At 47.7% G+C, this 25,537-nt stretch carries 22 protein-coding genes and 1 tRNA gene; 21 read left to right on the top strand and 2 right to left on the bottom strand.

From position 1 onward, the window contains the following. Window position 1 precedes the first annotated feature (1 nt). From fabF to GVJ32_RS16990, 21 genes are all read left to right on the top strand, one after another. Window positions 2-1,246 (top strand): beta-ketoacyl-ACP synthase II, encoded by a 1,245-nt coding sequence (gene fabF, locus GVJ32_RS16890; RefSeq protein ID WP_159241255.1) that lies wholly within the window; start codon window positions 2-4, stop codon window positions 1,244-1,246. Then, window positions 1,246-2,073: an aminodeoxychorismate lyase gene (pabC, locus tag GVJ32_RS16895; protein ID WP_159241256.1), complete on the top strand. Its 828-nt coding sequence runs from the start codon at window positions 1,246-1,248 to the stop codon at window positions 2,071-2,073. Before fabF ends, pabC begins: the two co-directional genes overlap by 1 nt. After that, entirely contained in the window at window positions 2,066-3,121 is a 1,056-nt protein-coding gene (gene mltG, locus GVJ32_RS16900; protein ID WP_159241257.1) for an endolytic transglycosylase MltG, read from the top strand. Before pabC ends, mltG begins: the two co-directional genes overlap by 8 nt. Beyond that, window positions 3,122-3,778, top strand: a complete 657-nt coding sequence (tmk, locus tag GVJ32_RS16905; RefSeq protein ID WP_159241258.1) for a dTMP kinase — start codon at window positions 3,122-3,124, stop codon at window positions 3,776-3,778. It begins immediately after the preceding gene. After that, window positions 3,771-4,760: a DNA polymerase III subunit delta' gene (locus tag GVJ32_RS16910; protein ID WP_159241259.1), complete on the top strand. Its 990-nt coding sequence runs from the start codon at window positions 3,771-3,773 to the stop codon at window positions 4,758-4,760. The genes tmk and GVJ32_RS16910 overlap by 8 nt, the downstream gene beginning before the upstream one ends. Window positions 4,761-4,813: 53 nt before the next feature. Continuing rightward, window positions 4,814-5,164 carry a PilZ domain-containing protein gene (locus tag GVJ32_RS16915; protein WP_159241260.1) on the top strand — a complete coding sequence of 117 codons (351 nt, stop codon included), beginning with the start codon at window positions 4,814-4,816 and terminating at the stop codon, window positions 5,162-5,164. Window positions 5,165-5,209: 45 nt separating this feature from the next. Next, window positions 5,210-5,986, top strand: a complete 777-nt coding sequence (locus GVJ32_RS16920; protein ID WP_159241261.1) for a TatD family hydrolase — start codon at window positions 5,210-5,212, stop codon at window positions 5,984-5,986. A 47-nt stretch (window positions 5,987-6,033) separates the two neighbouring features. Beyond that, window positions 6,034-7,152, top strand: a complete 1,119-nt coding sequence (gene gcvT / locus GVJ32_RS16925) for a glycine cleavage system aminomethyltransferase GcvT (RefSeq protein ID WP_159241262.1) — start codon at window positions 6,034-6,036, stop codon at window positions 7,150-7,152. Window positions 7,153-7,176: 24 nt separating this feature from the next. Beyond that, entirely contained in the window at window positions 7,177-8,244 is a 1,068-nt protein-coding gene (locus GVJ32_RS16930; RefSeq protein ID WP_159241263.1) for a beta-N-acetylglucosaminidase domain-containing protein, read from the top strand. Window positions 8,245-8,361: 117 nt separating this feature from the next. Beyond that, on the top strand, window positions 8,362-10,509 hold the full coding sequence (gene fadB, locus GVJ32_RS16935) for a fatty acid oxidation complex subunit alpha FadB (protein WP_159241264.1): 2,148 nt from the start codon (window positions 8,362-8,364) through the stop codon (window positions 10,507-10,509). A gap of 18 nt (window positions 10,510-10,527) precedes the next feature. Further along, a complete protein-coding gene (gene fadA / locus GVJ32_RS16940; RefSeq protein WP_159241265.1) occupies window positions 10,528-11,703 on the top strand; it encodes an acetyl-CoA C-acyltransferase FadA in 1,176 nt (391 codons plus the stop codon). Between the two features lie 185 nt (window positions 11,704-11,888). Beyond that, window positions 11,889-11,973: transfer RNA gene (locus tag GVJ32_RS16945), tRNA-Leu, on the top strand. Window positions 11,974-12,053: 80 nt separating this feature from the next. Continuing rightward, window positions 12,054-13,382, top strand: coding sequence for a trigger factor (tig, locus tag GVJ32_RS16950; protein ID WP_159241266.1), 1,329 nt, complete (start codon window positions 12,054-12,056; stop codon window positions 13,380-13,382). 118 nt (window positions 13,383-13,500) lie between these two features. After that, window positions 13,501-14,130 carry an ATP-dependent Clp endopeptidase proteolytic subunit ClpP gene (clpP, locus tag GVJ32_RS16955; protein ID WP_159241267.1) on the top strand — a complete coding sequence of 210 codons (630 nt, stop codon included), beginning with the start codon at window positions 13,501-13,503 and terminating at the stop codon, window positions 14,128-14,130. A 128-nt stretch (window positions 14,131-14,258) separates the two neighbouring features. Beyond that, window positions 14,259-15,539: an ATP-dependent Clp protease ATP-binding subunit ClpX gene (gene clpX, locus GVJ32_RS16960; protein ID WP_159241268.1), complete on the top strand. Its 1,281-nt coding sequence runs from the start codon at window positions 14,259-14,261 to the stop codon at window positions 15,537-15,539. Window positions 15,540-15,721: 182 nt separating this feature from the next. Beyond that, complete coding sequence (gene lon / locus GVJ32_RS16965; protein ID WP_159241269.1) at window positions 15,722-18,148, top strand: endopeptidase La; 2,427 nt, start codon at window positions 15,722-15,724, stop codon at window positions 18,146-18,148. Between the two features lie 150 nt (window positions 18,149-18,298). Continuing rightward, a complete protein-coding gene (locus GVJ32_RS16970) occupies window positions 18,299-18,571 on the top strand; it encodes an HU family DNA-binding protein (RefSeq protein ID WP_103684697.1) in 273 nt (90 codons plus the stop codon). A 72-nt stretch (window positions 18,572-18,643) separates the two neighbouring features. Further along, the gene (locus GVJ32_RS16975; protein ID WP_159241270.1) at window positions 18,644-20,560 is read left to right on the top strand and encodes a SurA N-terminal domain-containing protein; all 1,917 of its coding nucleotides are present in this window, start codon (window positions 18,644-18,646) and stop codon (window positions 20,558-20,560) included. Between the two features lie 63 nt (window positions 20,561-20,623). Then, the gene (locus GVJ32_RS16980) at window positions 20,624-21,433 is read left to right on the top strand and encodes a 4'-phosphopantetheinyl transferase family protein (RefSeq protein WP_159241271.1); all 810 of its coding nucleotides are present in this window, start codon (window positions 20,624-20,626) and stop codon (window positions 21,431-21,433) included. Between the two features lie 19 nt (window positions 21,434-21,452). Beyond that, window positions 21,453-22,625 (top strand): phosphoglycerate dehydrogenase, encoded by a 1,173-nt coding sequence (locus GVJ32_RS16985; protein WP_159241272.1) that lies wholly within the window; start codon window positions 21,453-21,455, stop codon window positions 22,623-22,625. Window positions 22,626-22,665: 40 nt separating this feature from the next. Then, window positions 22,666-23,205, top strand: coding sequence for a DUF1285 domain-containing protein (locus GVJ32_RS16990; protein ID WP_159241273.1), 540 nt, complete (start codon window positions 22,666-22,668; stop codon window positions 23,203-23,205). Between the two features lie 53 nt (window positions 23,206-23,258). Here GVJ32_RS16990 and lpxD read toward each other — a convergent pair whose 3' ends face one another. Both lpxD and GVJ32_RS17000 read right to left on the bottom strand, forming a co-directional pair. Next, window positions 23,259-24,311: a UDP-3-O-(3-hydroxymyristoyl)glucosamine N-acyltransferase gene (lpxD, locus tag GVJ32_RS16995; RefSeq protein WP_159241274.1), complete on the bottom strand. Its 1,053-nt coding sequence runs from the start codon at window positions 24,309-24,311 to the stop codon at window positions 23,259-23,261. A gap of 239 nt (window positions 24,312-24,550) precedes the next feature. After that, entirely contained in the window at window positions 24,551-25,456 is a 906-nt protein-coding gene (locus GVJ32_RS17000) for a DUF808 domain-containing protein (RefSeq protein WP_159241275.1), read from the bottom strand. Between the last annotated feature and the right edge of the window lie 81 nt (window positions 25,457-25,537).

Here is a 25,537-nt window from a genome sequence, read left to right on the forward strand (position 1 = left end):
TATGGCTAAAAGAAGAGTTGTCGTCACTGGCATGGGTATGATTAGCCCGCTAGGAAATTCAGTGGCAGAGACATGGCGAAATATTTTGGCAGCTAAGAGCGGGATCGCAATGATAGACCGCTTTGATGTGTCTGAGTTTGCCACCCGTATCGGTGGCGCAATTAAGAACTTCGATATCGCTGAGTATATGTCTGCGAAAGAGGCGAAGCGTTTTGATCCATTCATACATTATGGCGTTGCGGCGGCAGAACAAGCCTTAACGGATTCTGGTATTGAGGTAACCGAGGCGAATGCGCATCGAATTGGCACCGCTATTGGTTCGGGTATTGGCGGCATTGGCTTAATTGAAAATAGTCGCGCTATTATCGATAAAAGTGGTCCTCGTAAGTTGTCTCCCTTCACTGTGCCTGGCGCCATTATCAATATGGTGGCTGGTATTCTAGCCATTAAGCATAATTTACAAGGTCCTAGTATTGCGATAGCCACTGCGTGCACCACCGGCACCCATAATATTGGTATGGCGGCGCGTATGATCGCCTATGGTGACGCAGACGCGATGTTGGCTGGCGGAGCTGAAATGGCGACAACGCCAGTTGGGCTTGGTGGTTTTGCGGCAGCGCGGGCAATGTCTACGCGCAATGATGACCCAGCGTCAGCAAGTCGCCCTTGGGACAAGCACCGTGACGGTTTTGTATTGGGTGATGGTGCTGGGATGCTGGTCTTGGAAGAATATGAGTTTGCCAAGCGCCGTGGCGCACATATTCACGCAGAATTATTGGGTTTTGGGATGAGTTGCGACGCCTTTCATATGACCTCGCCACCAGAAGACGGTCGCGGCGCACGTGCTGCGATGGACAATGCATTACATGATGCATCAGTAAATGCCGAGCAGTTGGATTACATTAATGCTCACGGCACCTCGACCATGGCGGGTGATTTGGCGGAAAGTAAGGCTATTGAGCAATTGTTGGGTTCAGCAGCTGCCAAGGTGGCGGTAAGCTCAACGAAGTCGATGATTGGTCATTTGCTCGGTGCAGCTGGGGCCGTTGAGGCGATATTTTCTATATTGGCTCTAAAGGACCAAGTGGCACCGCCAACGATTAATTTGGGCGAGCCTGACGACGGCTGTAACTTGAATTACGTTCCCAATGCCGCCCAGCAACGTAAAATCGCTTATGTTCTGTCTAATTCTTTTGGCTTTGGCGGCACTAATGGCAGTTTGTTGTTTGGTCAATTACAAAACTAATGGCAGGGGCGCTGGGCTTAACGCTGATTAACGGTCAGTTTCAAGAGCACATCTCAGCAGATAACCGTGGTTTAGCTTACGGTGACGGCCTGTTTGAGACGATACTTGTCCGAGACTCTCGGCCGTTGTGGCTGGAAGATCATTTGCGCCGGCTGGTTGAGGCTGCAAAGCAGTTAACTATTCCCTGCGACCTCGCAAAATTAAAGCAGGATTGCGCCTTATTATTGACGCGTATTGACCACCCATTCGCAGTTTTAAAAATCGTGCTTACACGTGGCTATGTTTCGCGTGGCTATACGCCCCATCATGCGCCATCAGAACGAATTGTGAGTGTGTCTATTTACACGCAAAATCGTATGGCGTGGGAGCAGGGAGTCAACTTGGCGCTATGTCAGATCCAGCTTTCAGAGCAGCGTCACTTGGCGGGGTTAAAGCACTTAAATCGCTTAGAGCAAGTGCTGGCCGCTGAAGAATTGGCGCGACGTGGCTACCAAGAAGGTCTGATGATGCAGCGGGGCTTGATTATAGAAGGCAGTCGCAGCAATGTATTTTGTGTTGTTGATGGCGTGTTGTTAACTCCGTCCTTGAGTCAGTGCGGTGTACGCGGCATTATGCGGCAGCATATTATAAAACACGCAACCAAGCTGGGAATCGACACTAGTGTTAGAGATATTGGCGTATCTTTACTGCAGCGCGCTGATGAGGTCTTTATCTGCAATAGCGTTTTTGGACTTTGGCCAGTGAAAAAAATAGAGTGTATGCATAAATCCATAGGCCCAATAAGCCGACTATTGCAGCGGGAATTCGATACTTATTTCTATGTTTAAACTATTTAGGGTTGCCGTGGCGGTCATTTTTCCGCTGATTCTTACGCTACTTGCCGCAGTTTGGTATCTCAATGCTAATCTAGACAAAGAGTTGCCGCTAGTCGAGCCAAGCGAGGTGTTTGTTCTCGCGCCTGGTACCGGGTTTTCGGCGATGGTTAACCAGCTTCATAAGCGTGATTGGATAAGTAATCCACAAGTCCTGAAACTCTATGGGCGCTTAAACCCTGCGATTGCAGAAATTAAGGCCGGTGAATACCGCTTTGAACAAGGTATTAGCTTGGCAGAAAGCTTGGCGATGATGAGAGCGGGAGATGTTGTTCGCCATCAGCTGACCTTGTTGGAAGGCTGGACGGTTGCTCAGGTGTTCATTCATTTAACTAATCAGAATCTATTAAAACAACAAGAGCTGATAAATGATGAAAGCATTTGGGCGCTCCTTGGTGTTGAGGAGCCCTTGTCTCCAAAACCCGAAGGTTTGTTCTTTCCTGACACCTACGACTACCACCTCGGCGATGAGCCTAGCGCGATTTTGCTAAGGGCTTATAAGCGCATGCAGCGGGTGCTAAATGATGAATGGCAGGCTCGTGATGCTGATCTTCCCTATAGCAGCGCCTATGAAGCGCTAATCATGGCGTCGATTATTGAAAAGGAAACCGGTGTGCCAGAAGAGCGCGCTGAGATCGCCGGTGTCTTTGTACGCAGATTAAGGCTAGGGATGCGTTTGCAAACAGACCCCACCGTTATTTACGGCTTGGGCGCCACGTTTGACGGGAATTTGCGCGGCTCACATTTACGTGATGAAAGTAATATTTACAATACTTATCGCCAAGTCGGATTGCCACCTACGCCTATTGCGTTAGCGGGGCGAGAGGCTATTCATGCGGCCTTACACCCAGCTGATGGCGATGCAATTTTCTTTGTAGCAAAGGGCGACGGTACGCACTCTTTTTCGGCAACATTGAAAGAGCATGAGGCGGCGGTGAGGCGTTACCAGCTGAGTCAGCGCAAGGCTAATTATCGTTCCGCACCACCTGCCCCGGAGAAGTAAATGAGCGAGCAAGTGAGAGGACGTTTTATCACGGTTGAAGGCACCGAAGGCGTTGGTAAGTCTACCAATATTGCTTTTATTCAAAAGCTATTGGACGACGCTAATATTCCGCATATTGTTAGTAGAGAACCCGGTGGTACGCCGTTGGCGGAAGAAATTCGCAATGTATTGGTGGTGCCTCGTGAGGAGTCAATGTGCGAGCTCACTGAGTTACTATTGGTGTTTGCTGCACGCGCGCAACATTTGAAAAGTCTGATCGAGCCGGCTCTAGCGAAGGGCGTATGGGTGTTGTGCGATCGATTTACCGACGCCACATTTGCCTACCAAGGCGGCGGTCGCGGCTTGTCGGAGACGGTTATCGAGCAGCTACAAGATTTAGTTCAAGGTAGTTTGCGGCCAGATTGCACGCTCTTGTTAGATGCGCCTGTTGCTGTCGGCATGGCAAGAGCCGGAGCTCGAGGCGAGCTAGATCGTTTTGAGCAGGAAAAACAGGTGTTTTTCGATAAGGTTCGCAGCGCCTATCTGCAGCGCGTTGCAAAGGAGCCAACGCGGTTTGCTGTTGTTGATGCCAGTGCCGGGCTGGATATTGTACAGCGTGAAATCGCTCTGGCTTTAAAACCGCAAATAGAACGGTACACCGGCGGTCATCATGGCTGAACCGCTGGTAGCCTATTCTTGGCAAATGAATCAATGGCAGGATTTACAGCGTTTAATTGAATCTGGCCGCTTGCCCCACGCGCTATTGTTGGCGGGGCCTGACTCAATTGGCAAGCTGCGATTTGCAAAGGCGTTGGCGGGTTTTTTACTATGTGAGTCGCCCAGTAAATTAGCGGCCTGTGGTCAGTGTCGCAGTTGCCACTTCCAAATAGATGCCAATCATCCAGATTACCGTGAAATTTGTCCAGACGAAGGCAAACGCCAAATAGGCATCGATCAAGTGCGGAGCTTGCAGAATTTCTCTGCTCAGCACGCCCATCGTGACGCCGGCAAGAAAGTCGTCGTTATTCATCCTGCAGAGGCGATGAATGTGTTTACCGCTAATGCCTTGCTTAAGACTTTAGAAGAGCCTAGCGCTGGAACGCTGTTAATACTGGTAAGTCATAGTAGCAGCCAGCTTTTGCCGACAATTCGCTCACGCTGTGTTCAGCTGCGTTTTGGTATACCCAACGCGGGACTGGCTGAATCTTGGTTGCGTGATTATGTTGGTGATCAGGTTCTGGCCAGCAAGTTATTAATGGAGACCGGTGGTCGCCCTTTGGCTGCTCGGCAAACCTTTGAAAATGACGGTTTAGCACTTAGGGGCAGTTATGATGCTGGCTTACTAGGAATGTATGAAGGGCGTAAAACCGCACTGCAACTCGCTGATGAGCTACTTGATCAGGATATTGTGCAGTTATTTGATTGGTGGTGCGCTCGCTTAATGGAGTTGTCGCGGTATCAACTTGCTTCGCAGCCATTGCAAGCAGACGCATGGCTTTGTTTTAAATCTCTACCAAGCGTACAAGTAATGCATACGCTCCAGCGGGGTTTAGAGTTGCGCTCTAGCTTTGGTCGCGGAGTGGCTTTGAATAAGCGCCTAATTCTAGAAACGCTCTTTCTAGAATGGATGGCCTTATGCCAAAGTCGTGCGGCATCGTAAGCATATTGGTATAGTGTCAGCAGAACGGCAATGGGCTTAATGAGGTTAGATGTATGAGCGGCGCGCAAGGTGCACGTAACGGTATTTTATCTCTCACCATAAGAGACAAGGCTGTTCTCTATGCTGCGTATATGCCATTTATTCGTGACGGCGGTTTATTTGTACCGACCACGAAGCCATATCGAGTAGGTGATGAGGTGTTTATGCTACTTACCTTGATGGATGAGCCAGAAAAGCTGCCCATCGCCGGTAAAGTTGTATGGATTACACCGCGCGGAGCTCAAAGTAATCGCGCAGCGGGAATTGGCGTGCAATTCGTAGGTGGCGACGGCGTCGCGCATAAAAAGATTGAATCCTACCTTGCCGGCATACTTGAGTCAGATAAACCCACGCACACAATGTAAATTCGTCGCTGACCGGTTCCGGTCAACAATTCAATTGGATATTTCATGCTTGTAGACAGTCATTGTCATCTCGACCGTATTGATTTGAAACCCTATGGCGGTGATCTTAACTTAGCCGTTCAGGCCGCAACTGAGCGCGGTGTTTCTAAAATGCTGTGCATTGGGATTGATTTAAATAATGCGCCGACAGTGGTTGGGATTGCTGAGCGTTTCCCACATATTTATGCTTCGGTTGGAGTGCACCCCCTCGATATTAGTGATGAGGTTTGTTCGGTACAAACCCTGAGCGAGCTGGCAGATCACCCAAAAGTCGTAGCCATCGGTGAGACAGGTCTGGATTATTATTACAGCAGTGATCGTAAAGAAGACCAGCAGCGCAGCTTTGCCCAGCATCTTCAGGTTTCTGCTGCCTGCGGAAAACCCACTATCGTCCATACCCGCGAAGCGCGTGAAGATACCTTGGCTATTATTGCCGAGCACGGATCACCTCAGGTTGGCGGAGTTTTACACTGCTTTACTGAATCATGGGAAATGGCCGAAGCAGCAATGGCGATGGGTTATTACATTTCCTTTTCCGGCATTATCACATTTAAAAACGCTGACGAACTCCGTGAGGTCGTACGGCGTGTTCCTATAGAACGCTTACTGGTTGAAACAGATTCGCCTTATCTTGCTCCGGTGCCATATCGCGGTAAGAAAAACGAGCCAAAATACGTGGTAGAAGTTGCCGAATGCGTGGCTGAGCTAAAGGGCTTGTCTTACCAGGATGTATTACGTCATACCACTCAAAATTTTGAACGGCTATTCCCCCTAGCAAAATAAGCTCACGCTTTAAATTAGCGGTCAGCCCAGATTTAGGAGAAAGTGCATTGAGCACAGAAAATTTATTGATCACTCCCTTGAATGCGCTTCATCGCGAGTTATCTGCCAAGATGGTGCCGTTTGCAGGTTATGACATGCCAGTGCAATACCCCTTGGGTGTGCTTAAAGAACACCTGCATGTGCGCAACGCAGCGGGCCTGTTTGACGTGTCGCATATGGGGCAAATTCGGGTGAGCGGCCCAGATGTGGCAGCTGAACTCGAAAAACTAATGCCTCAAGACGTTATTGGTTTGCCACTTAACCGCCAACGCTACGGTCTGCTGACGAATGAGCAGGGCGGTATTCTGGATGATTTGATGTTTGCTAATTGTGGCGACTACTTTTTGCTGATAGTAAACGCCGCCTGTAAAACGCAGGACTTTGCGTGGCTGCGGGAGCATCTTCCAGCCGAAATCGAAATGGAAATGCTGGAAGATCAAGGTTTGCTGGCCCTGCAGGGACCACTGGCGAGACAAGTTCTATCACGTTTGGCGCCGGCAACGGCAAATATGGTCTTTATGGATACCGCAGATTGCAATATCGGCGATATCCCTTGTTGGTTGAGTTGCTCTGGCTACACCGGCGAAGACGGTTATGAAATTTCTGTAGCTCCTGAGCATGCCGACACATTGGCGCGGGTGCTTCTCGCGCAGCCGGAAGTCGAATTCATTGGGCTGGGTGCTAGAGATTCGCTGCGCTTAGAGGCGGGCTTATGCCTTTACGGCCATGATATGGACGACACCATAAGTCCGGTTGGCGCCAATTTACTGTGGTCTATTTCAAAAGTGAGGCGCCCAGATGGCGTCCGCAGTGGCGGCTACCCCGGTGCGACAGTCATTGCCACACAGCTAGCTGACGGCAGCGCTGAAAAGCGCGTGCTAATTGATGTTGAGGGTAAGGCGCCTGTGCGTGAAGGCGCGGAGATTGTTACCGCAAATGGCGAGGTGGTCGGGCGGGTGACGAGCGGCGGTTTTGGTCCCAGCGTTGCGCGGCCAGTTGCTATGGCTTATGTATCTACTGCAGCGCTCAAGGCTGCTGATCCTTTGTTTGCCAGCGTGCGGGGCAAGCAATTGCCAGTAGCGTTAAGGCAGTCATCATTTGTAGAGCAGCGTTATTATCGCGGCTAAGCTAACTTAAATAAGAGAGGCGCTGTGAGTAAACCTTTTACGACATCAATCATTGAAGGTTTTTATGGTCGGCAGTGGACGTGGGCGCAGCGGTTTGCATTGCCTGAGCTACTCAAAAAATGGCAGTACAGCAGTTACGTCTATGCGCCAAAAGGTGATGCTAGCTTAAGAAATAAATGGTCGCAGCCCTTTGCTGATGATCATCGAGCTAATTTGGCGCGGCTTGGCGAGGAGTGTCACGCTTCCGGCATAAGCTGGGGCTTGGGTTTATCGCCGGTCGGCCTGCAGGCTAGTTATGGCGCAGTAGAAAAGAGTATTTTAAAAAGTAAAATAAAAGAAATTCAATTGCTTAGGCCTGATATCTTATGGGTTTTGTTCGATGACTTGCCTGCAGGGAATGCTCAGTTAGCACATAATCAAGCTGCGGTAGTAAACGATATTCAGAAGCAGCTTCCCGATGTTCAGCTTGCGATGTGTCCTAGTTATTACAGTTTTGATCCCATCTTAGAAGAGCTATTTGGGACCTGTCCTGCAGATTATTTCCGCGATTTAAATACCGGCCTTGATCAAGGCATTGATCTTTTGTGGACCGGCAATCGGGTTGTCAGCGACGGCTACACCGCCGAGGATTGCCGGCGCGCAACTGAATTACTGGGGAGAAAACCACTGATTTGGGATAATTACCCAGTAAATGACGGACGAAAAATCAGTCGGTTTTTGCATCTGTCCCCGTTCACCGGCCGATCACCAGAAATGGCCAAGTGGTGTAGTGGCCACGCCGTCAATCCTATGAATCAATTTCATTTGTCGATGTTAGTCTTGCCAACGCTGGCAGACGTCTATACTTGCAAAGCCAGTTACGATCCGGCAACGGCATTTGCTGCGGCGATAGCTGAGTTACCGGACCAATTGGCGCATTTAATTGCACGAGATGCAGCCATGTTTCAGCAGTCCGGTTTAGATGGTATGGATGATGAGCAGAAGGCGAGCCTTGCAAAAGTCTACGGCAAAATTGCGCATCCGCTGGCTACTGAAGTTTGCGATTGGCTGAACGAGGGCTATCGTTTTGATCCCGCGTGTTTGACTGATTAAATTGCGGTGGTGCTTGCCAATATTTTTGGAATACGGTAGTTTTAGCACCCAATGTTTACATGGTAAACATAAAAGTATGGCAAATGCCGCCGCCACAACTCAATCTGAGGAACAAAAATGATTTATCAAGGCAAGGCGTTAACTGCAAAGTACCTGGAAGAAGGCATTGCGGAACTCTGTTTCGACCTAGAAGGCGACTCAGTCAATAAATTTAATCGTCTAACTCTTGAAGAGCTAGGCGAGGCGACAGCGGCTTTGGCCTCTGAAGCAAGTCTGAAGGGTGTGCTCGTAACAAGCGGGAAGTCAGTATTTATCGTCGGCGCTGATATCACCGAGTTTACGGAACTCTTTAAGCTACCAGATGCTGATTTGCGTGAGTGGACGTCTAAAGCGAACGATATCTTCAATGCGTTTGAAGACCTGCCAGTGCCCACCGTTGTTGCGATAAATGGTGTTGCTCTTGGTGGCGGTTTTGAGATGTGTCTGGCTTGTGACTTCCGTGTAATGTCATCTGCGGCGATAGTGGGTTTGCCAGAAGTGAAGTTGGGTATTAACCCAGGCTTTGGCGGCACAGTAAGATTGCCACGTGTTATCGGCTGCGATAATGCGATGTTGTGGGTTGCGACCGGTAATCAGCAAAAGCCAGATGCCGCGCTTAAAGATGGCGGTGTGGATGCGGTAGTCGCACCAGATGCACTTCGCGACGCATCACTAGACTTGCTTAAAAACACCATTGCTGGCGAGTTTGATTATCAAGCGCGCCGCACTGAAAAAACTTCGCCTGTTAAATTAAATGATATCGAACGCATGATGTCATTCACCACCGGTAAGGCAATGGTTGCGCAGCAAGCCGGGCGTCACATGCCTGCGCCGTTGACGGCAGCTAAATCAATGGAGCGCAATGCCGGTTTAAGCCGAGCTGAGGCCATTGAGGTTGAAATTGACCATTTTATTAAATTGGTGCGTACCCCGCAGTCTGCGGCATTGGTTGGTTTGTTCCTAAGCGAACAGGCGGTGAGTAAAGCAGCCCGCGGCTTTGCAAAAACAGGTGGCGATATTAAGCAAGCTGCTGTTTTGGGTGCCGGTATTATGGGCGGTGGTATTGCTTACCAGTCGGCTTATAAGGGCACGCCAATTCTCATGAAAGACATTGCCGAGGCTGGTCTTGCTCTTGGCATGAAGGAGGCGGGTAAATTGCTTGCTAAGCGCGTGTCGCGTGGGCGCATGACCGCCGACAAAATGTCTGCCGTATTAAATAGCATTCGCCCATCGTTGAATTATGACGGTTTTGATAAAGCCGATGTCATTGTTGAGGCTGTGGTTGAAAATGCCAAGGTTAAGCAGGCTGTGCTGTCTGAAACCGAGAAACACATCCGTAACGACGCAGTACTGGCATCAAATACATCGACTATTTCAATTACTCACCTCGCAGAAGCGCTAGAAAGGCCAGAGAATTTCTGTGGCATGCACTTTTTTAATCCCGTGCATGCAATGCCTTTGGTAGAGGTCATTCGCGGCGAAAAGACCAGCGATGACACCGTTGCCAAGGTTGTGAAGTACGCCCTACAGATGGGTAAAACACCGATTGTGGTTAATGACTGCCCTGGCTTCTATGTTAACCGCGTACTGTTCCCGTATTTTGCTGGTTTTGACATGCTGATACGCGACGGTGGCGACTTCCGTAAGATCGACAAGGTGATGGAAGGCTTTGGTATGCCAATGGGGCCGGCTTATCTAATGGACGTGGTCGGCATCGATACTGGTTACCATGCAGCAGAAGTCATGGCGGAAGGTTTCCCGGATCGGATGCGTCACGGCTTCACCGGCATTTCTCAGCTGATGTTTGAAGCGAAGCGCTTTGGCCAGAAAAACGGCATCGGTTTTTACCGCTACGAAGAGGATGCCAAAGGTAAGCCTAAGAAGTGTGAAGATGAGACTGCGCTAGCAATGGCAGAGTCCGCTAAACAAGCGTCGGTAGAGTTGTCAGACGACGATATCGTCGCACGCATGATGATTCCTATGTGTATCGAAACCGTCCGTTGCATCGATGAAAACATAGTCCGTGACCCCGCTGATGCGGACATGGGTTTAATTATGGGTATCGGCTTCCCGGTATTCCGTGGCGGCGCTCTGCGTTACATCGATCAAATGGGCGTGAAAGCCTTTTGTGAAATGGCAGATCGCTATGCGGATCTTGGTCCGCTCTATCAGCCAACTGAAAGCCTTCGCCAAATGGCGGCCAACGGCGAATCATTTTTTAAATAATCGGGCGGAGATATAACCATGACTTACAAAGCAAATGATGTAGTAATCGTCGATTGCGCCCGTACTCCTATGGGGCGTTCAAAAAACGGCGTATTTAGAAATGTGCGGGCTGAAAATATGTCGGCATCGTTAATCGATGCTTTATTAGTGCGCAATCCAGGTATTGACCCTGCCTTGTTTGAAGATGTGATTTGGGGTTGTGTAAACCAAACCAATGAGCAGGGCTGGAATATAGCGCGAATGATCTCTGTAATGACCAAGCTACCGCATGAGGTTGCAGGTCAAACGGTGAGCCGCCTTTGTGGTTCGTCTATGTCAGCATTGCACACCGCTGCGCAGGCTATTATGAGTGGGTATGGCGACACCTTTATGGTCGGTGGGGTTGAGCATATGGGTCATCTGGCGATGAACCACGGTGTTGATCCCAATCCTCAGGCCAGTAAATATGTTGCTCGTGCAGCGGGAATGATGGGAATGACTGCTGAAGCGCTGGCAATGATGCATGGCATTGGTCGCGAGCAGCAGGATGAGCTCGGTTTGCGATCTCATATGCTGGCGGCTGATGCCCGCGCCAACGGCCGTTTTGATAATGAAATAATCGCTATTGAAGGTCATGGCGATGATGGCCGTAAGGTTTTGGTTAAGGCAGACACCACTATCCGTCCTGAAACTACACTAGAGAGCCTTGCTCAGTTGCGCCCTGCATTTGATCCGCGCAACGGTACCGTAACGGCGGGCACCAGCTCGCAAATCGCCGACGGCGCTTCTGCGATGATCATGATGTCTGGTCAGCGGGCAATGGACCTCGGTCTCACGCCGCGTGCAAAAGTGGTTGGCATGGCAGTGGCGGGGGTTGATCCGTCTATCATGGGTTATGGGCCAGTGCCCTCAACGCATAAAGCCTTGAAGCGTCTTGGTATGACCATGGATGACATTCAAACTGTCGAGCTTAATGAAGCTTTTGCAGCGCAAGCCTTACCAGTACTGAAAGATCTCAAGTTGCTGGATAAAATGGACGATAAAGTAAACCTCAATGGTGGCGCTATCGCCTTAGGTCATCCGTTTGGTTGTTCGGGTACGCGTATCGTCACCACTTTGATCAACGTGATGGAGCAGCGTGATACCTCAGTGGGTCTTGCAACCATGTGTATTGGTATGGGGCAGGGCATTAGTACAATTATTGAGCGGGTATAATCCTGTTTCAAGGGTCGTTATTGTTTGAATTCTGAGCAATAGCGGCCTTTGATGATAAATGTTTGCAGGTCTGCTTGATCACGCTCATGGCCTGTGGCACAATCTCGTTCCTCGCGGAGCCAAGGCTTTGCGATATCATTTGTAAACCGTGATAATTCAATACCTTAAGGCGGTTTTACAAGTATGCGGATGTGGTGAAATTGGTATACACGCCAGATTTAGGTTCTGGTGCCGCAAGGCGTGAGAGTTCGAGTCTCTCCATCCGCACCATTTCATAGAATTCTTTTAAATGGCCGCTTTGAAATCATAGTGGCCATTTGTGTTTAACAGCCCTGTTTTGAGGACCCCCCATGCAAGTCTCAGTTGAAACGACTTCTGGCCTAGAACGTCGCCTGATAGTAGGCGTTCCTGCTGCGCGCATAGATAGTGCAGTTGATTCACGCCTGCAAAATGCTGCTCGCACTGTCAAATTAGACGGTTTCCGTCCTGGCAAAGTACCAATGCGTGTTGTTCGTCAGCGTTTCGGCGAGTCCGTACGCATGGAAGTGCTTGGCGAAGTCATGAACGAAAGTTTTTACGAGGCCATTCAGCAGCAAGGTTTAAAGCCCGCTGGTCGTCCAAATATTGAGCCAAAAAGCTTAGAAGCTGGTAAAGATGTAGAGTTTGTTGCGACTTTTGAGGTGTTTCCAGAAGTTGAAGCAAAAGACTACAGCTCTATCGAAGTTAAAAAGCCAGTAACAGAAATTACTGCTGCTGATATCGATAAAATGATCGAAAATCTTCGTCAGCAACGTGCCGAATGGCAGGTGGTTGAACGTGCCGCCGCAGACGGTGATAAAGCGAATATCGATTATCTCGGTACTAAAGACGGTGTTGCATTTGACGGTGGCAAGGCTGAAGGTAGCGATTTAGAGCTTGGTTCTGGTCGGATGATACCTGGTTTTGAAGATGGCGTGATCGGCATGACTGCCGGCGAAGAAAAAGTTGTTGCGTTGTCTTTTCCTGATGATTACCACAGCGAAGACCTTAAAGGCGCCGCTGTTGAGTTCAAGATTACCTTAAACAGCGTTAGTGAGAAAAAACTTCCAGAGATGGATGACACACTGTTTGAAGCCTTTGGTGTTAAAGAAGGTGGCGAAGACGCTTTTCGCGCTGAAGTAGAAAAAAATATGGCGCGGGAGTTGAAAAACGCGACTAAGTCCCGCATTAAGAATCAAGTGATGGAAGGTGTTCTTGCTATCCACGCTGACCTACAAGTACCAAAAGCCTTGGTTTCTCAAGAAATTGATGCTTTACGCAACCAGCAAATGCAGCAATTTGGCGCAATGGCAGAAAAACTGAATGCCGCTGACATTCTGCCTGATGAGCTGTTTCGTGAGAATGCGGAGCGTCGCGTTAAGCTGGGCCTAGTGCTAAATGAGTTAATTAGCGTTGAAGGTATTAAAGCTGATGAAGGCAAGGTGCGCGCTGCCTTGGAAGAAATGGCTGCCAGTTATGAAGATAAAGAAGAAATCATTAATTGGTATATGAGCAATCCACAACAGCTTCAACAAATCGAAGGTATGGTTATTGAAGAAGAAGTGGTTGAAAAATTGCTTGAAAAATCGAAGCTTAGCGAAGAAACTTTAAGCTACGAAGAAGTTATGTCGCCACCAGCGAAAGAGGCAGAAGAATCCTAATCTGAAAAGGATACTCTGGTTTTTTCCGGTCAAGCGACTGAACGAAAGTTCCGTCGCTTGATTTTTTTCCGCTGGCCGTAAATTTAGAATGTTAATTACGTACGGAAGAGTATTCAATATGTCGCGCAATTCGATTGATGGTTTTAACAATAATACTGTAACCAATCTGGGCTTGGTGCCTATGGTTGTAGAGCAAACGGCCCGTGGTGAGCGTTCCTACGATATTTATTCTCGTTTGCTAAAAGAGCGCGTTATTTTTTGCGTGGGTCAAGTTGAAGATCATATGGCCAATCTCATTGTGGCCCAGTTACTTTTCCTTGAATCAGAAAACCCTGATAAAGATATCCACCTCTACATTAACTCCCCTGGTGGATCGGTGACGGCGGGCTTGTCAATTTACGATACTATGAAGTTTATCAAGCCTGATGTGAGCACTATGTGTATCGGTCAAGCGGCTAGTATGGGCGCGTTTTTGCTAAGTGGCGGCGCTAAGGGTAAGCGTTTTATCGTGCCTAATGCGCGCACCATGATTCATCAGCCTAGCGGCGGTGCTCAGGGGCAGGCAACGGATATCGATATTCAGGCCCGCGAAATCTTGATTATCCGCGAAAAGCTTAATCATTTAATGGCTGAGCACACTGGGCAAACATACGAGACTATTGCGCGGGATACCGAACGCGATAACTTCATGAATGCGCAGCAATCCTGCGATTACGGTCTAGTCGATGAGGTTTTAACTTCTCGCTGATAGGGCATTTAGCGGTGTTGTTCGCATTTGATTGCGGATGATGCAAACTTGCAAAAGTGGGTAAAAGGCGTCATCTTTAGCCCAAGGTGCTTCGAACACCCTGCAAAATCAGAACAAGGTAGGTATGAATGAGTAGTAAAGACGGCACAGATGATAACGGCAAGCTGCTGTACTGTTCCTTCTGTGGTAAAAGTCAGCACGAAGTCCGCAAATTAATTGCTGGGCCGTCTGTCTTTATCTGTGATGAGTGTGTCGATCTTTGTAATGACATCATTCGCGAAGAAGTTCAGGAAGCTGCCAGCGAAGCGGGGCGCGATAAGCTGCCGACGCCGCAGGAAATTAATAACACGCTAGATCAGTATGTCATTGGGCAAAGGCGAGCGAAGCGAGTTTTGGCTGTCGCGGTGTATAACCATTACAAGCGTTTGCGTTATGGCGATAAGCACAAAGATGAAGTCGAGCTGGGCAAGAGTAATATTTTGCTGGTTGGGCCAACGGGTAGCGGTAAAACACTGCTAGCTGAAACTTTGGCGCGTCTGCTTGATGTACCATTTACGATTGCAGATGCAACGACGCTAACTGAAGCGGGCTATGTAGGTGAGGATGTTGAAAATATCATCCAAAAACTACTGCAAAAATGCGATTACGATGTAGAAAAAGCCCAGATGGGTATTGTCTATATCGATGAAATCGACAAAATTTCGCGTAAATCAGACAATCCATCGATTACTCGTGACGTATCGGGTGAGGGTGTTCAGCAGGCGCTTCTTAAGCTGATAGAGGGTACTGTAGCTTCTGTTCCTCCTCAGGGCGGGCGCAAGCATCCGCAGCAGGAGTTTTTGCAGGTAGATACCTCAAATATACTGTTTATCTGTGGCGGTGCGTTTGCCGGGCTGGATCGCGTTATTCGCGATCGTTCTGAAAAAGGCGGTATCGGCTTTGGCGCTGAGGTGAAAAGTAAAAACGAGGCGCGCAACGTGGGCGAGATTCTTGCTGATGTTGAGCCGGATGATTTGGTGCGCTACGGCCTGATTCCTGAGTTTGTCGGCCGCTTACCTGTTATCGCGACCTTGGAAGAGCTGGATGTAGATGCCTTGGTCAGTATTTTGACTGAGCCTAAAAATGCCTTAACCAAGCAATACGCCAAGCTATTCGATATGGAAGGTGTAGAAGTAGACTTCCGTGAAGACGGCTTGCGTTCAGTGGCTGAAAAAGCCATGACTCGCAAGACGGGGGCTCGTGGTCTGCGCTCAATTCTTGAGTCTGTACTACTCGATACTATGTACGATCTGCCCTCTATGGATAACGTCAGTAAGGTCGTTATCGATGATTCGGTCATTAAAGGCGACTCAACGCCGATACTGGTTTATCACAATAGTGAGCAGCGCAAAGCCGCTCCTAAAGAATAAGCCCCCGCTAGTCAAAACGCCGCAAAAGTCTTTTTTTGCGGCGTTTTTCTTTTTTGTCAGTTTCTTTACAGTCAAGTCTTGTTTTTAACACCGCAAATCCCCATCTTAGAACTATGCTGTCTATAACACAGACAAATATCCGCTGTGGGCGGATTGAACCGAATTAACTAAGAGGAAACGTAATGGCTGATACAAACGAGTTACTGGAATTGCCACTGCTTCCTTTGCGCGATGTGGTCGTTTATCCCCATATGGTTATCCCGCTATTCGTGGGGCGGGATAAATCAATTAGAGCGCTTGAACTGGCCATGGCTAGTAATAAAGAAATCGTGCTAGCTGCTCAGCGCAATCCTGATTTAGACGAGCCGGGCACCGATGATCTTTACGATATAGGGACTGTCGCCAATATTCTCCAGTTACTGAAGCTTCCAGATGGCACCGTCAAAGTGTTGGTGGAAGGGAGTTATCGTGCGCAACTTAATGCTGTAACTGCGGAAGAAGATTACTTTAGTGCTGAAATAACCGCTTTGGAGGGGGAGCGTATCGCCGCAGAGGAATCTGAAGTGATGCTACGCTCTGCTATTTCGCAATTTGAAAAATACATCAATTTAAGTAAAAAAATTCCCGCTGAAGTTCTGACTTCCTTGTCTGGCATTGATGACCCTGGCCGTTTGGGTGACACCATTGCGGCACATATGACAATGGAGCTGGAGCAAAAGCAAGCTGTGCTTGAAATGGTAAGTGAGCGTGAGCGCCTTGAGCATTTGATGGGTTTGATGGAATCAGAAATCGACCTTTTTCAAGTAGAGAAACGCATTCGTGGTCGCGTTAAAAAGCAGATGGAGAAAAGCCAGCGCGAATACTATTTAAATGAGCAAATGAAAGCGATTCAACGTGAGCTTGGTGAGTCTGAAGAAGGCGTTAATGAGCTTGAAGAACTGGAAAATCGCGTTCAAAAGGCCGGAATGAGCAAAGAGGCGCTAGAAAAGGCCAAGGCTGAGTTGGCAAAATTGAAAATGATGTCACCGATGTCTGCTGAGGCATCCGTTGTTCGTGGTTATATTGATTGGCTAGTGAATATCCCCTGGCAAAAACGGTCGCGAGTGAAGCATGACTTACAGCGTGCGCAAGAAATTTTGGATGAAGATCACTACGGTTTAGAGGAAGTTAAAGACCGTATACTAGAATACCTTGCAGTACAGAAGCGTGTTAAGAAAGTTAAAGGCCCCGTGCTTTGCCTCGTCGGGCCACCGGGTGTGGGTAAAACCTCGCTAGGTGAATCTATAGCTCGAGCGACCAATCGTAAGTTTGTTCGTATGGCCTTAGGTGGCGTTCGGGATGAGGCAGAAATTCGCGGGCATCGCAGAACCTATATCGGCTCGATGCCTGGTAAAGTGATTCAGAAAATGTCTAAAACGGCAGTGCGCAATCCTTTATTTTTGTTGGATGAGATCGACAAAATGGGTATGGATCATCGAGGTGATCCGGCATCGGCACTGTTAGAGGTATTAGATCCAGAGCAAAATCACGCCTTTAACGATCACTATCTTGAGGTTGATTACGACCTGTCAGATATTATGTTTATCTGTACGTCTAATTCTTTGAATATTCCGCCAGCATTAATGGATCGAATGGAAGTTATTCGTATACCTGGTTATACGGAAGACGAAAAAATCAATATTGCTCGCCGCTACCTCATCCCTAAACAGCTGAAAAACAATGGCTTAAAAGTCACTGAGGCTGAAATTGATGACGAGGCCTTACAAGATATCGTGCGCTATTACACTCGTGAAGCTGGTGTGCGTGGCTTGGAGCGCCAAGTTGCTAAAGTTTGTCGCAAGGTCGTTAAAAGTGTGGCTTTGCATGGCGACAGCGGCATTATTTCCGTCACTAGTGCGAATTTAGAAGATTACCTTGGCGTGCGCCGCTATACCTTTGGTAAAGCTGAGGAAGAAAATAAGGTCGGTCAAGTTACCGGTTTGGCCTGGACGCAGGTTGGCGGTGAGTTACTTACAATCGAGGCGGTTTCGGTGGTTGGTAAAGGTCGGCATATTAAAACTGGCTCGCTTGGCGATGTTATGCAGGAATCTATTCAGGCGGCTACTACTGTAGTGCGAAGTCGTTCTAAGCGTTTAGGTATTCCCGCCCGCTATCACGACCGACACGACATCCACATCCACATGCCAGAGGGGGCAACGCCGAAAGACGGGCCATCTGCAGGCATTGGTATGTGCACCGCATTGGTTTCGGTCATAACGGGGATACCGGTGCGTTCTGACGTCGCCATGACGGGGGAGATTACACTCCGTGGCCAGGTTTTGGCGATTGGTGGCTTAAAAGAAAAACTGCTTGCAGCTCACCGTGGCGGTATAAAAACCGTTATAATCCCCATGGAAAATGAAAGGGATCTAAAAGAAATTCCGGAAAACATAAAAGCGGATTTAGAAATTCGTCCGGTCAAGTGGATTGACGAGGTTCTAGATATAGCGCTCGAAAGTCTTCCTGAAGAAATTTCTGAAGAAGCTTACCTTGCGGGTATTGACGACAGCCATAAAAACGTGGATGCGAATGGTGATATTCTCGGTGGGTCGCGTGCAAACGCACACTAGACGCAGAGATATCTTGACCATATAGGGCGCAGTTGGTATAAATCCCACTCTTTACGCATACGGCTTTTCGAGCTGATGCGTATGTTTGTGACGGTCACCAGTCAGTTAATGTAAAAATATTTTTTATAACAATTTGAAGGGGAAGAATAAGTGAATAAATCTGAGCTAATCGACGCTATTGCAGAATCTGCAGATTTGTCTAAAGCAGCGGCAGGACGTGCACTAGATGCGGCCGTAGAAGCAATTACTAATGCACTGAAGTCAGACGATTCAGTATCTTTGGTAGGCTTTGGTACTTTCAGTGTTAAAGACCGCGCAGCTCGCACTGGTCGCAACCCGCAAACCGGCGCGCCCATTGAAATTTCAGCAGCTAAAATTCCAAGCTTTAAAGCTGGTAAAGCGCTGAAGGATGCCTGTAACTAAGGTATAGACCGCCATTCCCGTTTTAACGGGGGGCCGTAGGGGTAAAACCTCTTACAGAAGGCGCATCGAGAGGTGCGCTTTTTTTTTGATTCAGAATCAGGTTTAGCATCAATGCTGCAAAATATTCGCAATAATATCCAAGGAACAGCGGCCAAAGTTATCATCGCGATAATTGTAGTGCCGTTTGCTCTATTCGGGATCGATAGTTTATTTACTAGCTCAGGGCCAGCTGCGGCGGCGGTCGTGAACGGTGAGAAGATTTCAGAGGCGGAGTTACAGCAGGCGATTACGCTGCAAAAACGCCGTCTATTAAGCATGATGGGCGATCAAATAGATCCCGCGATGCTAGATGACGCGATTCTGCGTAAGCCAGCACTTAATACCTTGATCAAGCAGCAATTGTTATTGCAGGCAGCGAAAGACGAAGGGATTGAGGTATCAGTACCGCAGTTGAACGCGACTATAGCGGCTATGCCTCAGTTTCAAGAGGATGGCCGATTCTCTCAGGAGCGCTATCAGCAAGTTCTACGTTTGCAGGGTTATAGCAGCAGCTTTTTTAAACAACTGCTTAAATCAGATTTAACCATCCAACAATTATCTACCGCAGTCGCTGGCTCGGCATTTGTCAGTGGGGCAGAGCTGTCTCGTAGTGTTGGCCTACTGTATGAATCGCGCGATTATCATTACATAAATATTCCGCTTGCTAACTACAGCAAAAATGTCAGTGTTAGCGAGAAAGAAATTGCCGACTATTACGCCGATAATGCTGAATCATTTTTAACTGATGAGCAGGTTCGCTTTTCATATATTGAGTTAACAGAAGAGCAATTTTTCGAACCCGTTTCAGAGGATCAGGTGCTTGCAGAATATCAGCGTATGGTTGATACCAATAATGCGCAGATTGAGCGTGAGGCCGCGCATATTCTGCTAGATATCACTGATGACAGAAGCAGGGAGCAAGCGCTAGAGCAGCTAGAAAAAATACGTGCGGATATAGCTGCGGGCTCTGATTTTGCTGATGAAGCAACGCAGTTCTCTGTAGATGCTGGCTCTGCTGCAAACGGCGGATCATTAGGGTTTACAAGCGGTGACAGCTTTCCTGCTGAATTTGAAGAAGCGCTGTCTGGTTTAAATGTTGGAGACGTGTCGTCAGTCGTTGAAACAGAAGCCGGTTTACACTTAATCAAGTTGCTTAGTATTCGTAAACCAGAGTTACCCAGTCTCGATGAGGCTCGCTTACAAATTACCGAACAGCTGCGTGCACAAAAAGCACAACCTCGCTTGGTTGGTGCTGTCGATACGCTAAAAGATCTCGTGTTCAATGCAGAAAGTCTTGCAATGCCAGCAGAAGAGATGACACTTGAGGTAAAGCAGGGGAATTGGCTTAGCAAAACCTCAGAAGAGGGTTTATTTTCTTACCCAGCCGTTAAAGAGGCTGCATTTAATGCCGAGTTACGTAGTCAAGGTTTGAATAGCGACGTCATCGAGCTTGAATCGGATCGTTACGTTGTTATTCATATTGAAGAGCACAAAGCTCCCCAAGTTCAAGGGTTGGAAAATGTGCGGAATGATATTCAATTAATCTTGTCAGAGAATAAGGCGGAATCTGCTGCTTTATCCAAGGCTGAAGAACTGCAACTTGCGCTCATGTCTGGCGAACGCGTTGAAGATGCGGCGAAAAAGCAGGAGTTAAAGTGGAATGCCATCGTAGACGGCAAACGGAGCGATATTGGCGTTGAAGCCGCAATACGGAATCAGGCATTTGCCATGCCTCGACCGGCCTCTAGCGCATCAGTGAGTACGCTTCGTAAAAACAATGGCGATCGCGTCGTGGTGCAGTTATTTGATGTTCGCTACGGTAATCTCGCAGCTTTGAAAGCAGATCTTGTGCAAGAAGCCGAAAAGAGTGCTTATAGAAATAAATCATCCCAGGAATTTTCTGCTTACTTTAATAGTTTGTGGGAAAGCGCTGAGATTAAAATTAATTGATATTATGCACTTACTCCTCGGTACTTTGGGGCCGAGGAGTGAATGCTTGGATAAATAAAAATAATGATTTCTGCTGTAGAAAAAAGACAGTCGGTAGCGGGCCACGTTGATGTTTGGTATTGCTTTACCGACGATCACCGTCTGAATAGCCGACTCGATCAATACGAAACCATGTTGTCATCTGCTGAATTGCAGCAGTATCAACAACTGATGCATGGTAGCAATGGTAGAGATTACCTTATCAGCAGGGCGTTGTTACGCACAGTACTGTCGGAATATTGTGGTTTTTCTCCTGAAAAAATCAGTTTTTGCGTCAATGCATATGGCAAGCCTGAACTTATCAATGATGAGGGGCAAGGCCAAATTCAATTTAATACCGCCCATACCAGCGGCCTTACCGTGTGCGTTGTTACCCGCGACAATGATGTTGGCGTGGACGTTGAAAGCCGAGCTGAAAACCGCGGTGTTTTAAATATGGCAGATGATTATTTCTCTGCGCTTGAGCTGCAAGCTCTGAATGCACGGGCAGATGATCAGCAGCTAGATTATTTTTATCGATACTGGACCTTGAAAGAAGCTTATATCAAGGCGCGGGGAGAGGGGCTTTCCATCCCCCTACACGATTTTTCTGTGGTATTGGATGACGAGGGCGTCTTTAGCGGGTTTGTTGGCCCAGAGGCCGATCGTTGGGATTTCAGTATTTTGTGTAAAAATCCTAATTACACCGCTGCATTAGCAATGGGCGGCAAAATAAATAGCATAGCGTATTTTCACAGTGTCCCGCTTGGGCAGGAAGTTGAGTTGAGTGCTGAAGACGCATTTAATCATTTCCCTAATAATGTCAGCGGACAACGTAACCGAATGATTGGATGAAAAATTCGAGGATTAATTTGTGTATAAAGTATTAACCTTAAATCAAATCTCTACAAAAGGTTTAGAGCGTTTACCGCGTGAAAGCTACGAAATTGCGAGTGAATTTACCTCGCCAGATGCTATCTTGCTGCGCAGCCACAAACTACAAGCTGACGATATTGCAGCGTCAGTAAAGGCGATTGGTCGCGCTGGCGCGGGAACCAATAATATTCCAGTTAGTGCCTGTACCGAGCGCGGCATTCCTGTTTTTAATAGTCCTGGTGCAAACGCAAACGCGGTAAAAGAGTTGGTGATTGCTGGTCTTGCACTTGGATCGCGGGGCATCTTACCCGGTATTGCGTATGTTAACTCGCTAGGACATATGAACGATCCCAGCGAAATGGCAAAATTGCTTGAGAAAGAAAAGAAGCGTTTTAAAGGAAATGAATTAGCGGGAAGAACCTTAGGCGTTGTCGGCTTGGGTGCAATCGGTTCGATGATCGCTAACGCCGCTCTTAATTTGGGCATGGAGGTCGTAGGCTATGATCCCGCGCTTTCTGTTGACGCAGCGTGGCGTTTACCAAGTTCTGTTAAAAAGATGGAAAATATCAATAGTCTTTTTGCAAAAGCTGATTACATCACCTTACATCTACCGGTTTTAGACTCTACCCGTGGCATGGTTAACGCCGACTTGTTATCTGGCTGTAAACCGGGTTGTTGCTTATTGAATTTTGCTCGCGAAGAAATTGTGAATGTTGATGCGGTTATCGCTGCACTTGATAAAGGACAGCTTCGGCAATTTATTACTGATTTCCCAGTGCCATCGTTGATTGGTCGTAGCGACGTAGTACTGATGCCGCATATTGGCGCAAGCACGGATGAAGCAGAAGATAATTGCGCAGTTATGGCTGCTGAGCAGATTGATGACTTTTTGAGAAACGGCAATATTAATAATTCCGTTAATTTCCCTAATCTTCAACTCGAGCGAAGCGGGCATTGTCGTTTAGCCATCGCTAATCACAATGTACCTAAGATCCTTGGTAGCATTTTAGGTATTTTGGCTGAGGCCAATATTAATATTCTCGATATGTTAAACAAAAGCCGTAATGAAATTGCATATAACCTGATTGATTTGGGCGGCGACGTCAGTTCGGACTTATTGGATTCGCTGGCTGCACTCGAAGGTGTAATCAACGTGAGAGTGATTCATTAGGTTTTTTACACAAGCTCTTCAATACGCTGGGAGGTAATTAATGGCGACATTAACAGATATTGAAGGCTTGCTCGTAAATCAGCGCGGCTCGCCACCCATTGAAAACTGGCACCCCGATCTTAGTGGCGATATAGATATCGTCATTACCAGTGATGGTCGCTGGATTCATGAAGGCGGCGAAATAAAGCGCCATAAACTGGTTAAATTATTCGCTTCGATACTCCGTCGTGAAGACGATGGCGAATATTATTTAGTGACACCGGTCGAGAAATGGCGTGTTACTGTCGAAGATTTACCTCTTCAGATTGTCGATTTTGAACTAAGTAACGTCGGCACAACGCAGCGAATTGCTGTTAAAACCAATGTCGATACTTGGCTAGAGCTTGGTAAAGATCATCCTCTTCAGGTTGAAACTGACAATCTTAGCCAAGAACCTAAGCCATCGGTATTGCTTAAGCATGGCTTAGAGGCGCGGGTTAATCGAGCGAGTTTTTATAAGTTGGTGGAATTGGCTGAGTGCCATGGCAATCAGATGATATTGCATGCCGGCGGTGAGGAATTTGTGCTTGGTGCGATATAATCATCACTCAAATAAAAAGGGCAGCTATTATCAGCAGCCCTTTTTATTTGAGGTTATTTTTCTTCCGTATTAGACGGCAATAAGGTTTTTAATTGTTTTTCTAGTTGTTTAATTCGGCTTGCCATGTCGTCTAGCTGTGTGTATCTCACCGAGTTTCTGCGCCATTTTTTTACATCTTGCATAGGCGGTGTAGAGGCAAATACACCGGCCTCGGTGTTGCCTTTGGTGACGATGGTGCCGCCGTGGAAGTGGCTATTATCAGCAATGCTAATATGACCATTTATGGCCACGGCGCCTGCAACGGTGCAGTTTTCACCGATGTTTGCACTGCCAGCTATACCCACACAACCTGCAATAGCAGAGCGTTTACCAATTTTGACGTTGTGGGCAATATGAACAAGATTGTCGATGATCACGCCGTCGTGGATAACGGTATTGCCTAGGGCGCCACGGTCTATCGAACAGTTAGAGCCGATTTCTACATTATCGCCAACTACCACGGCACCTAATTGATGAATTTTCTTCCAGCCGTCGCGGCTAGGTGCGAAGCCAAAGCCGTCAGAGCCAATTACGGTGCCGCTGTGAATAACGCAGTTTTTGCCAAGGCTAACACCGTGGTAAATCACTACATTGGGGTGGACTAGGGTGTTGTCGTCAACACTGGCCCGATCTCCGACAGAAACACCTGAATAAAGTCGCGCACCACTACCAATACGAGCGTGTTCGCCGATGACGCAATTGGCACCAATGGCCGCATTGGGGGCTACGTTTGCGCTTGCCGCTACAACGGCCGACGGATGTATACCGACAGTTAGTTCTGATAGCGATTCAAATAACGCTGATACTTTTGCGTAAGCCAAATAGGTATTGGCGACGATAAGTTTATTACCGGCGTATTTGTCAGCGAAGTCGGCGTTTAGGATGACCGCACCGGTCGTAGACTGGGGTAAATATTGTAAATAGGACTCTTGGTTAATGAACGACAGCTCAGATGCTGAGGCGCACTGTAGATCGGCAATACCTGAAATTCGATGATCGGCATTACCAACTAATTCTGCGTCGAGATATTCCGCCAGCTCCGACAAACTTCTTTCGGTGTTACCCATAGGGCTTTCTCCGTTGCTACCCTGCTAGGGCGTAAATGAATTTCATGCCGAATACGGAATATAAAACTGCATGTTGAGTAGGTTTCTGCTTAGTTGGGTAAATACGCTGTTCGCTATATTGAAAATCTTCGCGGTATTGTACTCATCAATAGTTAGCTGCACTGTGTTAATTTACTGAAAATATCTATTTGCCGCCAATATAGCGTTTTGCCGGCACGGTAAGAGTAAGCAAACGCATTTTAATGCTTATTTCCATTTTTTGCGCTAACGACGCTGACGATAATTGCTCCGGCAAGGACGCCAATGAGGCCGTTAAACAGTGTTTGGGCTAGGGTATCCGCTAAGGCATTATTGAACATGTGTAGGTGAGAGAGGGCGAAAGCGATTTCTATGTAGTGATCTGCGCCGTGGGTTAAAATACCACCGCCGACTAAAAACATCGCTAAAGTCCCTACGATGGTAAGCGTTTTCATTAGTGCAGGTGCTAGCCAAAGTAAGAAGCTGCCAATGGTATGTATTGCCGAGGTGCTAGACTTATGCAAATAGAGCCCTAGATCATCGATCTTCACAATTAATGCCACCAAACCATACACCGCGAAGGTAATTCCCACGGCGACAATCGACAGTACCAAAGCCTGTTTGGCAAATGGAGCTGCTTGCATAGTGCTTAGCGCAATAACGATAATCTCTAGACTTAAAATAAAATCAGTGCGAATTGCGCCCTTAACTCGTTCTGCTTCTAAGGCCATTAAATCTGCTTCGTTATCTGCAATAAGCGCCTTTGCCTGTGAGTGATCTTTATTGTTGCGATGGGTAAGGCTATGCCAGACTTTTTCTGCGCCTTCAAAGCATAAATATAACCCCCCGACTATTAGCACCGGCGTAATTAGCCATGGCATGAATAGGCTGGCTAACAATACAATAGGCACAATAATAACTTTATTGATTAAAGAGCCTTTAGTTACTTCCCAAACAACGGGTAACTCGCGCTCAGCACGGATATTCCCAACTTGCTCTGCGTTTACAGCCAAATCGTCGCCGAGCACCCCTGCGGTTTTCTTTACCGCGAGCTTGGACATGACAGAAATGTCGTCTAATAAGGTGGCAATATCGTCAAAGAGGGCTAAAAGAGAACCTGCGGCCATTGAGAATATACCTTTGAAAGAGTGTCGTTATATCAATATTCGTAAAGCATACTACATCAGGCGACGTATCATCACTTGAAG

The organism is Zhongshania aliphaticivorans (assembly GCF_902705855.1).
In the GTDB taxonomy this organism is placed as follows: domain Bacteria; phylum Pseudomonadota; class Gammaproteobacteria; order Pseudomonadales; family Spongiibacteraceae; genus Spongiibacter; species Spongiibacter aliphaticivorans_B.

Coding starts and splice junctions, on each gene's coding strand:
- GVJ32_RS16915 (WP_159241260.1), top strand. CDS start 4,814: ATGAGCGGCGCGCAAGGTGCACGTAACGGTATTTTATCTCTCACCATA.
- GVJ32_RS16980 (WP_159241271.1), top strand. CDS start 20,624: ATGATTTCTGCTGTAGAAAAAAGACAGTCGGTAGCGGGCCACGTTGAT.
- fadA (WP_159241265.1), top strand. CDS start 10,528: ATGACTTACAAAGCAAATGATGTAGTAATCGTCGATTGCGCCCGTACT.
- GVJ32_RS16990 (WP_159241273.1), top strand. CDS start 22,666: ATGGCGACATTAACAGATATTGAAGGCTTGCTCGTAAATCAGCGCGGC.
- GVJ32_RS16910 (WP_159241259.1), top strand. CDS start 3,771: ATGGCTGAACCGCTGGTAGCCTATTCTTGGCAAATGAATCAATGGCAG.
- tig (WP_159241266.1), top strand. CDS start 12,054: ATGCAAGTCTCAGTTGAAACGACTTCTGGCCTAGAACGTCGCCTGATA.
- lpxD (WP_159241274.1), bottom strand. CDS start 24,311: ATGGGTAACACCGAAAGAAGTTTGTCGGAGCTGGCGGAATATCTCGAC.
- mltG (WP_159241257.1), top strand. CDS start 2,066: ATGTTTAAACTATTTAGGGTTGCCGTGGCGGTCATTTTTCCGCTGATT.
- fadB (WP_159241264.1), top strand. CDS start 8,362: ATGATTTATCAAGGCAAGGCGTTAACTGCAAAGTACCTGGAAGAAGGC.
- pabC (WP_159241256.1), top strand. CDS start 1,246: ATGGCAGGGGCGCTGGGCTTAACGCTGATTAACGGTCAGTTTCAAGAG.
- fabF (WP_159241255.1), top strand. CDS start 2: ATGGCTAAAAGAAGAGTTGTCGTCACTGGCATGGGTATGATTAGCCCG.
- clpX (WP_159241268.1), top strand. CDS start 14,259: ATGAGTAGTAAAGACGGCACAGATGATAACGGCAAGCTGCTGTACTGT.
- GVJ32_RS16920 (WP_159241261.1), top strand. CDS start 5,210: ATGCTTGTAGACAGTCATTGTCATCTCGACCGTATTGATTTGAAACCC.
- tmk (WP_159241258.1), top strand. CDS start 3,122: ATGAGCGAGCAAGTGAGAGGACGTTTTATCACGGTTGAAGGCACCGAA.
- clpP (WP_159241267.1), top strand. CDS start 13,501: ATGTCGCGCAATTCGATTGATGGTTTTAACAATAATACTGTAACCAAT.
- GVJ32_RS17000 (WP_159241275.1), bottom strand. CDS start 25,456: ATGGCCGCAGGTTCTCTTTTAGCCCTCTTTGACGATATTGCCACCTTA.
- lon (WP_159241269.1), top strand. CDS start 15,722: ATGGCTGATACAAACGAGTTACTGGAATTGCCACTGCTTCCTTTGCGC.